Genomic DNA, 13,070 nt, shown 5'->3' on the forward strand with positions numbered 1-13,070 from the left:
ATAGACATAGTGATCTCCTGAGAAAACTTAGCTACACTGTTTAGTAGCACTACTAACAAGCAACATTTAACCGTGTTACTTAATGACAGAACTAAGTATTGATCGCAATTTATTACAAAGCAGGGATGAATTGCGATCCTTTTCTCGTTTGGTTGTTTTTTATTCAAGTTCGTAAGGGAGTTTAGGTAAATCAATGAGTTGCAGAGAATCGGATCAAGGACGAGCAAATGACATAACCGATCCTTTTGTCGGTTCGATAAAAGGATCGATAACGGAACGATTAATTGCCTTAGCAGGTAATAGAACTATTCGCGAAACAGCTCGTATATGGGAGCTGTCAACAGCAACGGTTAGTCTATACACAAAGAAAGGCGGAATGCCATCTTTAGACAGAGCGTTAACAATTGCGAACAACGAAGGTGTAAGTCTACTCTGGTTGGCTACGGGACAAGATGAATGTAAAGAAACCGAACCGACAATTTGCCCTATAACAAACGAACGCATCTATGAAATGCCTAAATACAATGTTGCAGCATCCGCTGGCGGAGGGGCTTTCATTGATACCGAAGTTCCTATTGAGTACTATCCATTCAGCCATAACTATTTAAAGCGACATCGCTTGTTACATGCGGAACTGTGTATTATTGAGGCGCATGGCGACAGCATGGAGCCAACGATAGAGAGCGGTGATGACCTGTTATTAAAGCTTATCAAAACAGAAAGTGATAAGCCTTTTGAAGGCATATACGTTATTGATTTTGATGGTAAATTGCGAGTCAAAAGACTTGAGTACAGTGTTTCTCGTGATGGTTATAAAGTGATAAGCGACAATGCTGCCTATTCAGAAGAGTTTATTAGTAGAAGTGAGCTCAAAAGCTTACGAGTAATTGGTGAGGTCGTGTTGGTTATGGGGAAACCGTCTAGAAGTATGACGCAAAGCCATTAACGTGTATAATAAGCTCATGTTGAAGGCGTAGTAGTATATCTTTTTATTCTCAAGTTTCGCGCCTTTAACATGGTTATTTTAATTTTTATTCTCAAGTGTCGCGCCAGTCGAATTTTAAAGCTCAAATTTGATGACCACCTCCAATCCCTTATAACAATTGATGTCTATCCGGATTAATCCACATAAATCCGGTTTAATCCATAGTCCTGTGTTTTCTCAAGTCATACGCCCTCTTACACTAATTTGTTGCGATGAACATCAAACTGCTATTACAAATAACGAAATATTTGCCATACTCTGATGATGATAAGTGAAGTAGAGCAGAGTAAGGACCCATGAAGAATATTCGTTTTTTTGCAGTCTTATTGGTTTTGTGTAGTCTTCCTATTGCTGCAGAAGAAAGGAATATTTCTAGCAGCAATTGGCTTGAAGTGAGTGCAAAAAACATTGCTAACCTTGAATACGCCGCACAAATAAAATCCCTCTACAGAGAAAATGACAATCAACTCATTTGGTTGGATCTGCCAACTATGGAGCGATTTGAGAGTCAGCTAGATGTGATTCGTAGAGCCGGATTTAGCCCCATGTTCACAGCCCGCTTAAATCAACTAAGAATTTACCGTGAGAATAAAGCATGGTTTGACTATGATCTTTTCGCAACAGATACCTTGGTTATGTATTTGAGTTATGCAGAGCAAGCCGAAAAAGTTGGCCAGAAATGGTTTTTCGAAGGTCAAAAGCTCAATAACCGTCTACCTTTACCAAGCGAAAATGCTTTGATATCTCTTCAGGTTGCAGTTAGTACTCAAGGTATCGAAGCGTTAATTCAATCTTATACACCTACTAGTGTTTCTTATCGTCCTTTAATGGCGGCTTATCAAAATCTTCTACCGTTAGAGTCTGTCTTTATTCCGACTTATCCGCAAAAAGGGCTGTTGGTTAAACCTGGAGATAAGCTCGAAGATAGAGAGCTACTTATAAAGAGATTATCTTTAGTCGGCATAGATATGAGTCAGCTCAATGAGAATGCTAGTTGGTATGATAACAGCCTAGTCACAGTGGTGAAGCGTTTCCAACGGATGCATGGCTTAAAGTCGGACGGAATTCTTGGCCCTGAAACTTTAAAATGGTTAAACCTACCAGTTAAATCTCGTCTGACATTGTTGGCGTTGAATGCCGAGCGTAGTCGGTTGTGGGAGCAGGACGAAGATACCGTTATTGTTGTCAACATTCCAGGATTCGATATGAAGTACTGGTATTCCGGCAAGCCTGTCTTTTCATCAAAAGTGGTCGTGGGTAGCGTAAAACGCCCAACACCATTAATGTCGATTAAACTGGATTCAGTCATTTTTAACCCAACGTGGAATGTGCCGAGAAAAATCATGGTTGAGGATATTCTTCCTCTTGCAAAGCGAGATGCCGATTACTTTAAGCGTCATCACATTGATATCATCAAAAATTGGAGCTCAAACCAAGCGCTGGATCCTAAAGAAATCGACTGGACCACAGTAAAGCCTGAAACTTTCCCATATCGAATGCGCCAGCAGTCGGGGCGTCAAAATGCACTAGGGTTATACAAGTTTAATACGCCAAATTCTCGAGCTATTTATCTGCATGATACGCCGAGCAAGCATCTATTTAACAATGCGTCACGAGCATTAAGTTCCGGTTGTATTCGAGTTCAGGATGCTTCCGTATTTGCTTCAAAAATTTTTGAAACACAGGGCATTGATGAGGAGACATTGAGAAAAAATGCAACCTTGAGTAATAAATCGGTCGCTTTGAAGCAGCGAATTCCTGTGCACATCATCTATCAAACGGTGTGGTATGAAGGTGGGACTCTGCAATACAGGGACGATATTTACCGCTTCGATGCTCAAACCCGAGGCTAAGTGGCAAATATTGGTCGCAGAGCCAAATTGCTGTATTTTTGTGATCTTTACTCAAATTTTACACAGTAATTTTTCTCTTTGCGTTCAATAAGTAATCGCTCATATATGCGGTTTAAATGATTTCGTGCACAAATTATGCATTTGACCTTCATCCGTGAGTTAGTTAAATTTTGCGCTCTGTTTGAAATTTAACCAGTAGTAAGGTGTAGGTTTGATTGTATCTCGACGTGAATTTTTGAAGTTTGCTGGCAGTGGTTTGTTGGTTGCAGCGTGTGCTCCGCGCATTTCTCAGGCATCTCTCCCTGACGAGCCACGTGTTTTAGCCTTGAACAACCTCCATACCGGAGAAACGATCGAGAGCTGCTATTTCAACGGTCATCGATATGTTCGCTCTGAGCTTAAACGGCTCAATCATATCTGCCGGGATTTTCGTCGCAATGAAGTACATCCTATGGATAAAGGGCTGTTTGATCAGTTGACTCGCATTCAATCCTTACTAGGTTCTGAGGCAGAGGTACAAATCATTTCAGGTTATCGCTCTCCAGCAACTAACGAAATGCTTCGCCAAAACTCGAATGGTGGTGTTGCCCAGAAAAGCTACCACATGCTTGGTAAAGCGTTTGATTTTCGTTTGGATGGCGTTTCGTTAAAACACGTTCATGAAGCGGCTTTGAGTTTGCAGGCGGGTGGTGTCGGTTATTACCCACGCAGTGACTTTGTACATATCGATACAGGTCCTGTTCGTCGCTGGCAGGGCTCGTAACTTGTCAAACTAATGCGCTAATGGCATAGTTCGAACAATTTCGAATATCGAATAAGGTTTGTTTTATGTCTTTACAATATCAAGTTGTCCCAGTGACTCACTTTGCGCAAAACTGTTCAATTGTTTGGTGTGATGAAACCATGGAAGGTGTTGTTGTCGATCCGGGTGGTGACGTCAAACAATTGAAAGCTATGATTGATGAGCTAGGAGTGAAAGTGGTTCATATCGTGCTTACGCATGGTCATCTAGATCATGTGGGTGGCACCAAAGCGTTGGCTGAGCAACTAGCCAATGTCGATATTGTTGGGCCGCATAAAGCCGATAATTTCTGGCTACAAGGATTAGAAGGGCAAAGCCAAATGTTTGGTTTTCCGCTCACTGAAGCTTTTGAGCCAAATCGATGGTTGGATGAAGGTGACACGGTTACTTTCGGTAAGCAGACTCTTCAGGTAATTCACACTCCGGGCCATACACCGGGTCATGTGGTTTTGTTTAGCGAACAAATGCGTTTGGCTTTCGTTGGTGATGTATTGTTCCATGGCAGCATTGGTCGAACCGATTTCCCTCAAGGCAATCATGGCGATTTATTGAAATCCATCAAAACCAAACTGTGGCCTTTGGGCAATGATGTTACTTTCATTCCGGGGCATGGACCAAAATCCACATTTGGTCATGAAAGATTACACAATCATTATGTCGCGGATGAGATGCCGCTTTACTGATCTTTATACTCTGGCTCAGCCGCGACAAGATAGCGTCGAGCCAGATCTAGCCAAATGCCCTCGAATTGTAGTCATTAACGCCAAATAACATCATTTTTGCCGGAGAACTTGACCTCAACCCTATAAATTTCAACAGAATTTTGGTATAAAACGCGCTTCAAATTTTCACCACTGTGATAAAAGCAGTGAAATGGAGACATACTCGATGAGACTTGCTCATAAACGCAAAGTGCAAACAAAATTGCAAAAGCGTATTAAAGCGACTGTAGCGAACCTATCTTCAGCAACGAAAACTGCGAAACCTGCAGCTGGAAAGAAAGTTGTAGATAACAAAGTAGTAAAACCAGCGGTTGAGAAAGCTGTTGCTCAAGTAGTGGCGGCTAAAGTGGACGTAGAATTAACGCCTAAGCAACAACAGGTTCTTGAGATTGTTGCTAAAAATGTACAAGGCATTAATCCTAAGTCGATTGGCCTAGAAGCTGGTCAAGAAGAAGCAAAAGCGGCTTCTTGGGCAACCGGGGCACTTAAAAAGCTACTAGAAGAAAACCTTGTAGTGAAAGAGCAATTGGCGGGTAACAAAGTAATCTACAAAGCGATGTAGTTTATTTTTTCAGATCATAAATAAAGGGCCTCGGTTATTTCCGAGGCTTTTCATATCTACTCTTTTTGTCGAATGGGGTATAGCCAAATCAGTAAGGGCAAGCCATTTGAGTATAGTTTTCGAGTTATTGTTGGTGAATGGATTAGTGTATGGAACAGCCCATTAGAGTTGTCATAGCCGATGATCATCAGGTCGTGCTAGAGGGGTTTATGGCTCGTTTTGAATTGGAGCCCGAAATTCAAGTTGTCGCTACCGCCAGTAATGGTTTACAGGCGGTTGATGTCGTTAAGCAATATCAACCGGATGTGATTCTGATGGATGTCAGCATGCCGATAATGAATGGTATTGATGCGACTCGATTGATCAAACAAGAAGTTCCTGATGCCAAGGTACTTATGCTAACTATGCATGACAACCGCGAATACATTATGCAAGCGATGCAAGCTGGCGCAGTCGGATACATGCTAAAAGATATTTCAGCATCCAAGGTGGTGCAAGCCATCAAAACGGTTAATCAGGGAGCGAGCTATTTTTGTGAGTCAGTGATTCGAACCCTAGCTACAAGTGAGATCACGCCTGCTGCAAATAAATTAAATCCGTTGAGTCGTCGTGAAGAGGCGGTACTAAAACTGGTCGCGCAAGGTTGTAGCAGCAAGAAAATAGCTTCGCTACTGAATATTAGCTATCGCACCGTTGAAACGCACAGACAAAATATCAAACATAAACTGGATATCAACTCAACGGCAGAGCTCGCCAAATACGCAATGCAGCATGGTTTATTGGAATAAAGAGCTTTAACCATCTGTAACTAAAAAATAAAAAATATTGGGATATCCCAACATTTTGTTATGAAATATTCTATTCTTCTGTTTTAGTGATGCTGCCAATTTCCAGTAGTGGAGCTACATTAATATTTTCAGCATTCATCATTGCCGAGAGCCTTTGGACCGAGGATAGCAGCAGACTTTGCTCCCATTCTGCGAGCGTTTGAAAACGTTGAACAAAACTTTCTTGAAGTGGTGCTGGAGCTTGCTCTAATAAGACTTTGCCGGTTTCAGTAAGATGAGCGTGAACCTTGCGCTTATCTTCAACACTACGGATGCGCTGCACATAGCCATTTCTCTCTAACCGATCGAGAATAGTGGTGGCAGTAGCTTGGCTCATGTTGGTGTGTTTGGAGAGTTCTCTGATCGTCACTTTGCCTAACTCTTGAATCGCACGCATAAGAATAAGTTGTGGACCCGTTAAGCCTGCATCTTTGCTAAGCTTCTTAGAGTGTAGATCGATGGCTCTGATAATTTGGCGGATTGCCACTAGAACTTCTTCATGTTTTTCCACGGTTTGCTGTCCAGTAAAAGCGGTGAGATTTTCTAGCGCGACAATACCGCAGTTGTTTGCGGTTGAAAAGCATAGACGTCATACTTTTTTATCTTAATAAATGGATGAACTCAATTTGCTGTAAAACGTATAAATGTTTCGTGTACGAATTATGTTTTAGGTTATTTGTGGTTAGTAATTGTTCGCTTGAACGTTAAAAGAGTGAAATATTGTGCTTATTTTGAGCTATTTGTGGATATAGAAGTCGCTATGTGTACAATGTGGCCCTCTAACCATTTAATTAATAGTTATGAGTACAAAGTAATTTTTGTGGCTTATGTCAGAACTTACTTCTTACTCATAGTTATTTGAGTTCAATTTAGATTGATTCAAAGAGAGGACAAATGACAAAAGGTATTGATAAATACAGTATTGACAGTACCGACTATACGGTAGGTCAAGACAACGTTCAGAAATGGGGATTTGATGTCCATAACTCGGTGTTTGGTATTAGCGCAGGGGTAGTTTTACTTTTTTTAGTGACGATATTGGTGGTTGATGCTGATACAGCTAAGAATGTACTTGATGGAATAAAGCTACAAATCATTGGTTCATTTGACTGGCTATTTATTTGGTCAGGCAATTTATTCATCCTTTTTTGCTTAGCGTTAGTCATCTCACCTTACGGAAAAATTCGTTTAGGTGGCGATGATGCTATTGCTGATCACTCATTCATTTCCTGGCTTTCCATGCTGTTTGCTGCGGGTATGGGGATAGGTCTGATGTTTTGGAGTGTCGCAGAACCGGTTGCCTATTTCACCGGATGGTATGAAACACCTCTAGGTGTAACAGCATACACTCCGGAAGCGGCAAAGCTAGCACTTGGCGCGACTATGTTTCATTGGGGTTTACACCCATGGGCGATTTACGGTGTGGTTGCTCTTTCACTGGCATTTTTCTGCTATAACAAAGGATTACCTCTATCGATTCGCTCTATTTTTTATCCCATTTTGGGCGATCGAGCTTGGGGATGGGCTGGACACATCGTCGATATTCTTGCCGTTATCGCCACCTTGTTTGGTCTGGCAACGTCATTAGGTTTAGGCGCGCAACAAGCGGCAAGCGGTATCCACCACGTATTTGGTATTGATGCAGGTATTGGTCTGCAAATTACAGTCATTGTTGTGGTGACTTTATTGGCAACTATTTCGGTTATTCGCGGTATTGATGGTGGTGTAAAAGTTATCTCGAACATCAACATGATTGTCGCGTTCTTATTGCTTATTTTGGTCGCTCTAATCGGTTATGCAGTCACCTTTTCAGCCATTCCAACAACCTTGATGTCGTATATTGAAAACATCATCCCATTAAGTAATCCTCATGGTCGTGCTGATGAAGCCTGGTTCCAAGGCTGGACAGTATTCTACTGGGCTTGGTGGATTTCATGGTCACCGTTTGTCGGTATGTTTATCGCTCGCGTATCACGAGGTAGAACCATTCGCGAGTTTATTATCGCTGTATTGATTGTGCCAACAGTGGTTACTCTTATCTGGATGTCTGTGTTTGGTGGTTTGGCGGTTGAACAGGTAGTCGATAAGATTGGTGAACTAGGTACAAATGGTTTAACCGACATCTCTTTGGCAATGTTTCAGATGTTTGATAGCCTACCATACGGTCAGGTATTGTCAGTGATTGCTGTTGTTCTTGTACTGGTGTTTTTTATTACCTCCTCTGATTCTGGCTCTCTGGTTATCGACAGTATTACCGCAGGTGGTAAGCTCGATTCACCTGTCACTCAACGAGTGTTTTGGGCGTTGATGGAAGGTCTAATCGCCATTGCTCTGTTGTGGATTGGCGGTACAGAAGCCGTACAAGCGCTGCAAGCGGGTGCTATTTCAACTGCGTTACCATTTACCATCGTTTTACTGCTGATGTGTGTGAGTCTAGTGATGGGGTTACGTACTGAAACCTTTAAGCGCTAAACTATCATTACTGATGATGAAAAGCCGGCTATGCCGGCTTTTGTGTTTTTGCGGTGGCGATAGCTCTTAACGCCACAAGGTTCGGATACATAACTGTTGGGTGTAATGATGTGCTATCTGCGCCTGTAACAGTTCAGCTGTTGCGATGGCATCGGTAAGAGCATGATGTGGAGTGTAGGCTGGAAGACCGTAGCGTAATCTGGATTGGCCTAATCGCACGGACTCTGGCTTCTTACCTCGCAGTTTATTCCACAAGCCGTTGGTGGATTTCTTCTGAATCATAGATTCAATTTCCATCGTATCCACAACAGGGAACTCAATACCTTCGCCAATTCTGTGCTTTAACGCTTTATCAAGAAACTCGCGTTCGATTTTCTGGTAATGCACCACCATGATTTTGCCTGACAGTTCACTTAACACCTCATGCATAATCTCTGACAGATCTGGCGCATCGATAATGTCGCTGTGGGTGATGCCATGGATCACGACAGACTGTTCATCCAGTTTTTGTCTGGGGCGTACTGTCCAGTGTTTAGCACGATTAAGATAGATGCGATTTAAGGTAAATGGCACGATACCGATAGTGATGATGTCGTCTTTCTCTGAATCGAGCCCGGTGGTTTCAAAATCCATGGCAACAAATTCGATGTCACCAATCGGTGTATTGCCGTTCACCATTTCAGGTTGATAAAAATTCTTCAACAAAGGATGGGTAACTTTGTTTCTCTTACTTTGATATTTGTAGGGCCAGTCAATGCTTGGCGCCTGAAATAGACGTTTCATCGTGTCCCTTATTTAAAACTGTTGCTGGCCTGATAGCGGAATTTTAAGAAATTCTGCGCGTTACTTAAGATCTGGAAAGCATCTTTTAAGTTACGTCTTTCAAATTCAGAGAGATTTTCTGGCTCGATGTTGTTATCGGCTTCAATATTATTTTCAACATCTAAAGCCTGATGACGAATACGAACCATAGAGATAAATTCCAGTGCATCGCGTAAGTCTTCGCCTCTGCCTTTGGGCAGAATTCCCGCATCTATAATGTTATCCAACCGTTCAAATGAGTTCTTCGCACGTGAACCAACGGCTAACGCATGTACACGAATCAAATCCGCTAACGGAGCTGTGCCGCGACGTTTTAAGTTAATTGAGTTGTTGTGGCGGCCATCTTTCTCCATCACAAAACTTTTGAAAAAACCAAGAGGAGGGGTGCGATTAAGCGCATTGCGAGCAAGGCATGCCAGAAAGCGGTTATTTTTACGAGCACGACGTACAATAAAACCATTAAGCATTTCAGCCCACTTTAAGCGACCGTATACTCCGTCCAAATCGAAGAAAATAGAGGCATTCAATAGCGCTTTAGGATTAGGGTCATCGATCCAGTCAGCAAAGCAGGCTTCCCATTCTTGACGAGTCATCCGCCACATCGGGTTGGTCGCCATGATTTCGCCAGTGCAGTAGCTATAACCACATTGATCTAAAGCATCACAAACAAATTTCGCTAAGCTCGCGAAATACTCGCCATGTTGTTGTTCGTTATAGCTATCGTCCAAAATGATGGCGTTATCTTGATCGGTAACGACAAGTTGCTCATCACGTCCCATTGATCCGAGAGCGAGAAAACAGTAAGGGATAGGAGGTGGACCAAAGGTTTCTTCTGCCAGTTCAAGAATCCGTTGTTTGAAACTACGTCCGATGGTCGACATCGCCGTGCCCACCATATGCGAGTTTGCATCTTCATTAACAAGGCGAACAAAGGCGTCTTTAACCTGTTTTGATAGGGTTGCCAAATCGGTGATGCTGTTTTGCTGAAAGATACTACTGACCAACAACAAAGAGTTTTGCGATTCGTATCGGATGATGTCTGTGATGTTTAAAATGCCAATTGGCTTTTTATCTTTTAAAACTGGCAGATGGTGGACGTTGTAACGTAGCATCATCAGCATGGCTTCATAAACATAAGCGTTATGGTCTAAGAACATCACTTCTGAGGTCATGACATCCGTCAGAGGAGCTTGATGATCGATACCGGTTGCTAACACCCGATGACAGAGGTCTTTTTCTGTCACTATGCCAATAACGGGGCTTTGGTCATCTTCGTTATCTTCGAGAATGTTGGGATCAATAATCAACAGAGACGAGTAATTTTCATCTGCCATTTTGATTGCCGCTTGCTGAATAGTGGCGTCTTTAAAAACATAAGGTGCTTCACCTGTCAAAATACGTTTGACTTTTGATGTGGTGAGGTCGTTTTGTTCAGAGCGATTCGAAACAGCTTGGCGTAGACGTGCATTATCTTCCACTTCAACATAATCGGCGAAAACGTCATGTACTTCGTATAGCGATTGGAAAACAGATTCTGGAATGCAATAAACCAGAGTGTCTTCAATCGCAGTAACAGGAAAACGCACTTTGTTATTGGTCAGTAGTCCCATTTGACCGAAAATGCCGCCTTCCGTTAAGCGATTATAAAGTTCACCCTTACGTCGATAAACCTCAACGGTGCCACTACGAATCATATAGAGATCTTGAATATGGTCCCCAAGATGAATGATCGGCGTGTCCTGTCTGCAGTAAGCAATTTCTATATGGTGCGCGACATGTTCGAGAGTTTCTTCTGGTAACTCAGAAAAAGGGAGATGTTGGCTAAGGAAATTTTTGATTTCTAATAGCTCGGCTTCCATATAGGCTCCTTGAGGTATGCGTTATGCGGACGTGATTAACATAAGAGTCTGTCAATACGGGAAAATGTAAATTGTACACGACTTTTCCTTACAACGCAGATTCACCGCTCATATCTCAAAACGTTTGGTCAGATTCGACTAAGCTGAATTAATTGCAGCAGAAAATTCAAGGAGTTGTTGATGAAAATCTGGGCAGTGTTTATAACATTGGTTTTGCTATCTTCATCGGTCTTTTCACACGAGCTAACCCAAGTGACTCCGCTTCGGTATGATTATATTTACGGCAGTGTCAGTTCCGGGAGTTATCGTTCTTCCTCGACCGACGGAGATAATGCAAGCTCGGTTATTGTTGGCATCAACCACAAATTTGCTGACGGCGATCTGCTATGGAGTGCTGATTATGGTTCCCGGTTTGTTCATCCCAATGATCTGACGATTGACCACTATCTTTTTCGCGTGGGTTTGGGCTATCGTTGGTCATTAGCCGGCAAGTTAGATTTAGTGACTAACGGTAAAGTAGGAGCGTTGAGAATCGATGCGGGAGACAAAGAAACGGATTTTGTTTACAGCGTTGATCTTGGATTACGTTATGCCGTGACTGAAAAATTCGAAACTTCATTATTTGCAGAAGCATTAAGAAATAAATGGTTGGATGAAAATAATTATACATTTAGCGGCGACTACTATTTGTACCCTAAATTTGCGTTAGGTGGTTTTGTCTCTTATCGAGATGGCGAACGAGGTTCTTCAATCAGAGAGGCAGGAATACTGGCTAAATTTTCTTATTAGCTCACTCATTTAAAAAAAGACAAGCGATACCAACAAAAAAGCCGACACTGAAGTCGGCTTGGAATTTATAAAGGATTAAAGAACCGCTTAATGCCTTGGCAAAGAGGAAGCATATTTGACTTTGTCATGCCTGCTACACTGATGCGTCCAGAACCTACGATGTAGATACCTAGCTCTTCTTTTAGACGAGCAACTTGTTCTTTGTTCAGCCCTGAGAAAGAGAACATACCGTTTTGACGTTCGATAAAGCTAAAGTCAGCAGTCACACCTTGATCTTTGAGTGTTGTTACGAACAGTTCGCGCATCTCTTGAATACGTTCACGCATTTCTGCCACTTCGGTTTCCCACTCTGCACGTAGTGCTGCATCGTTAAGGATGTAAGTTACCACTGCGGCACCGTGTGCTGGCGGGTTAGAGTAGATAGAACGGATGATAGCTTTAACTTGCGAGAAGGCAGTTTCAGCAACGTCAGTTGATGGTGCAACAAGCGTGAATGCACCTACACGCTCATTATAAAGACCGAAGTTCTTAGAGAATGAGCTAGCCACTAGGATTTCGCTATTGTATTTAGCGAAAATACGCAGACCTTCAGCATCTTCTTCAACCCCTTTCGCAAAACCCTGGTAAGCGAAGTCAAACATAGGAAGAAGACCTTTGTCTGCCACAAGTTTTGCTAATGTTTCCCATTCTGCCGATGTCAGATCGATACCGGTTGGGTTATGGCAGCATCCGTGTAGTAGTACTACGTCACCAACTGCTGCTTTTTCTAGGTCAGCAACCATAGCTGCGAAGTCTTTATCTTTTGCTTCAGCATTGTAGTAAGTGTATTGAGCAACTTCTAAACCAGCCGCTGAAAATACGCCGTTGTGGTTTGCCCAAGTTGGATTGCTGATCCAAACTTTTACATTGCCTAATTGACGTTTAATGAACTCTCCTGCTACACGCAGAGCACCTGTACCACCTGGAGCTTGAGCTGTTTTCGCTAGCTGCTTGGTGACGATCTCTGAATCTGCACCAAAAAGCAGTTTTTGTACCGCTAAACCGTATTCAGCAGTACCTTCGATAGTTAGATAAGATTTTGTTTTTTCAGATTCAAGTAGAGCTGCTTCTGCTTTTTTAACGGTGGCTAAAACAGGAGTTTGACCTGCTTCATTTTTGTAAATACCAACGCCGAGGTTAATTTTTTCAGTGCGAGGGTCTTTTTTAAACTCTTCAGTTAGGCCGAGAATAGGGTCAGCAGGAGCGGCGACAACTTTTTCAAACATAATACTCATCCATGTAAGTTAGGGGGAGGGGAAAGCCAGTTAAATTTACCGTATTTATACCTTTCTGTACCAATGCTGACAACAGTGACAAATAGAAAATCTTAAAATAATT

Annotated in this window: 12 protein-coding genes; 8 read left to right on the top strand and 4 right to left on the bottom strand. The window is 42.4% G+C overall.

All coding sequences use genetic code 11. From position 1 onward, the window contains the following. The first annotated feature begins 193 nt into the window (after positions 1-193). From ACK5MF_RS10005 to ACK5MF_RS10030, 6 genes are all read left to right on the top strand, one after another. Positions 194-946 (top strand): LexA family transcriptional regulator, encoded by a 753-nt coding sequence (locus ACK5MF_RS10005; protein WP_416921784.1) that lies wholly within the window; start codon positions 194-196, stop codon positions 944-946. Positions 947-1,281: 335 nt separating this feature from the next. Then, a complete protein-coding gene (locus tag ACK5MF_RS10010) occupies positions 1,282-2,838 on the top strand; it encodes a L,D-transpeptidase family protein (RefSeq protein ID WP_416921786.1) in 1,557 nt (518 codons plus the stop codon). 211 nt (positions 2,839-3,049) lie between these two features. Continuing rightward, entirely contained in the window at positions 3,050-3,601 is a 552-nt protein-coding gene (locus ACK5MF_RS10015) for a DUF882 domain-containing protein (protein WP_416921788.1), read from the top strand. A 65-nt stretch (positions 3,602-3,666) separates the two neighbouring features. After that, a complete protein-coding gene (locus ACK5MF_RS10020) occupies positions 3,667-4,323 on the top strand; it encodes an MBL fold metallo-hydrolase (RefSeq protein WP_416921790.1) in 657 nt (218 codons plus the stop codon). Positions 4,324-4,528: 205 nt separating this feature from the next. Continuing rightward, positions 4,529-4,924 carry a MarR family transcriptional regulator gene (locus tag ACK5MF_RS10025; protein WP_416921792.1) on the top strand — a complete coding sequence of 132 codons (396 nt, stop codon included), beginning with the start codon at positions 4,529-4,531 and terminating at the stop codon, positions 4,922-4,924. A gap of 149 nt (positions 4,925-5,073) precedes the next feature. Beyond that, on the top strand, positions 5,074-5,712 hold the full coding sequence (locus tag ACK5MF_RS10030) for a response regulator (RefSeq protein WP_416921794.1): 639 nt from the start codon (positions 5,074-5,076) through the stop codon (positions 5,710-5,712). Between the two features lie 70 nt (positions 5,713-5,782). Here the strand turns inward: ACK5MF_RS10030 and ACK5MF_RS10035 are convergent, their stop codons facing one another. Beyond that, positions 5,783-6,262: a MarR family winged helix-turn-helix transcriptional regulator gene (locus tag ACK5MF_RS10035; RefSeq protein WP_416921796.1), complete on the bottom strand. Its 480-nt coding sequence runs from the start codon at positions 6,260-6,262 to the stop codon at positions 5,783-5,785. Positions 6,263-6,645: 383 nt separating this feature from the next. Here ACK5MF_RS10035 and ACK5MF_RS10040 point away from each other — a divergent pair, with 383 nt between their 5' ends. Next, a complete protein-coding gene (locus ACK5MF_RS10040; RefSeq protein ID WP_416921798.1) occupies positions 6,646-8,223 on the top strand; it encodes a BCCT family transporter in 1,578 nt (525 codons plus the stop codon). Positions 8,224-8,289: 66 nt separating this feature from the next. Here the strand turns inward: ACK5MF_RS10040 and ACK5MF_RS10045 are convergent, their stop codons facing one another. Continuing rightward, positions 8,290-9,006 (bottom strand): 3'-5' exonuclease, encoded by a 717-nt coding sequence (locus tag ACK5MF_RS10045; RefSeq protein ID WP_416921800.1) that lies wholly within the window; start codon positions 9,004-9,006, stop codon positions 8,290-8,292. 8 nt (positions 9,007-9,014) lie between these two features. Continuing rightward, positions 9,015-10,904: a DUF294 nucleotidyltransferase-like domain-containing protein gene (locus ACK5MF_RS10050; protein ID WP_416921802.1), complete on the bottom strand. Its 1,890-nt coding sequence runs from the start codon at positions 10,902-10,904 to the stop codon at positions 9,015-9,017. A gap of 180 nt (positions 10,905-11,084) precedes the next feature. On the opposite strand from ACK5MF_RS10050, the gene ACK5MF_RS10055 reads away from it, so the two are divergent. Next, positions 11,085-11,693, top strand: a complete 609-nt coding sequence (locus tag ACK5MF_RS10055; RefSeq protein WP_416921804.1) for an Ail and OmpX — start codon at positions 11,085-11,087, stop codon at positions 11,691-11,693. A gap of 65 nt (positions 11,694-11,758) precedes the next feature. Here the strand turns inward: ACK5MF_RS10055 and ACK5MF_RS10060 are convergent, their stop codons facing one another. Next, positions 11,759-12,958 (bottom strand): amino acid aminotransferase, encoded by a 1,200-nt coding sequence (locus ACK5MF_RS10060; RefSeq protein WP_416921805.1) that lies wholly within the window; start codon positions 12,956-12,958, stop codon positions 11,759-11,761. Positions 12,959-13,070: the final 112 nt, after the last annotated feature.

It is taken from the genome of Vibrio sp. (assembly GCF_047973365.1).
In the GTDB taxonomy this organism is placed as follows: Bacteria; Pseudomonadota; Gammaproteobacteria; order Enterobacterales; family Vibrionaceae; genus Vibrio.

What these genes read in the sequence shown, in the direction of transcription:
- ACK5MF_RS10005 (WP_416921784.1), top strand. Translation starts at nt 194, where the DNA reads ATGAGTTGCAGAGAATCGGATCAAGGACGAGCAAATGACATAACCGAT.
- ACK5MF_RS10010 (WP_416921786.1), top strand. Translation starts at nt 1,282, where the DNA reads ATGAAGAATATTCGTTTTTTTGCAGTCTTATTGGTTTTGTGTAGTCTT.
- ACK5MF_RS10020 (WP_416921790.1), top strand. Translation starts at nt 3,667, where the DNA reads ATGTCTTTACAATATCAAGTTGTCCCAGTGACTCACTTTGCGCAAAAC.
- ACK5MF_RS10025 (WP_416921792.1), top strand. Translation starts at nt 4,529, where the DNA reads ATGAGACTTGCTCATAAACGCAAAGTGCAAACAAAATTGCAAAAGCGT.
- ACK5MF_RS10030 (WP_416921794.1), top strand. Translation starts at nt 5,074, where the DNA reads ATGGAACAGCCCATTAGAGTTGTCATAGCCGATGATCATCAGGTCGTG.
- ACK5MF_RS10040 (WP_416921798.1), top strand. Translation starts at nt 6,646, where the DNA reads ATGACAAAAGGTATTGATAAATACAGTATTGACAGTACCGACTATACG.
- ACK5MF_RS10045 (WP_416921800.1), bottom strand. Translation starts at nt 9,006, where the DNA reads ATGAAACGTCTATTTCAGGCGCCAAGCATTGACTGGCCCTACAAATAT.
- ACK5MF_RS10050 (WP_416921802.1), bottom strand. Translation starts at nt 10,904, where the DNA reads ATGGAAGCCGAGCTATTAGAAATCAAAAATTTCCTTAGCCAACATCTC.
- ACK5MF_RS10055 (WP_416921804.1), top strand. Translation starts at nt 11,085, where the DNA reads ATGAAAATCTGGGCAGTGTTTATAACATTGGTTTTGCTATCTTCATCG.
- ACK5MF_RS10060 (WP_416921805.1), bottom strand. Translation starts at nt 12,958, where the DNA reads ATGTTTGAAAAAGTTGTCGCCGCTCCTGCTGACCCTATTCTCGGCCTA.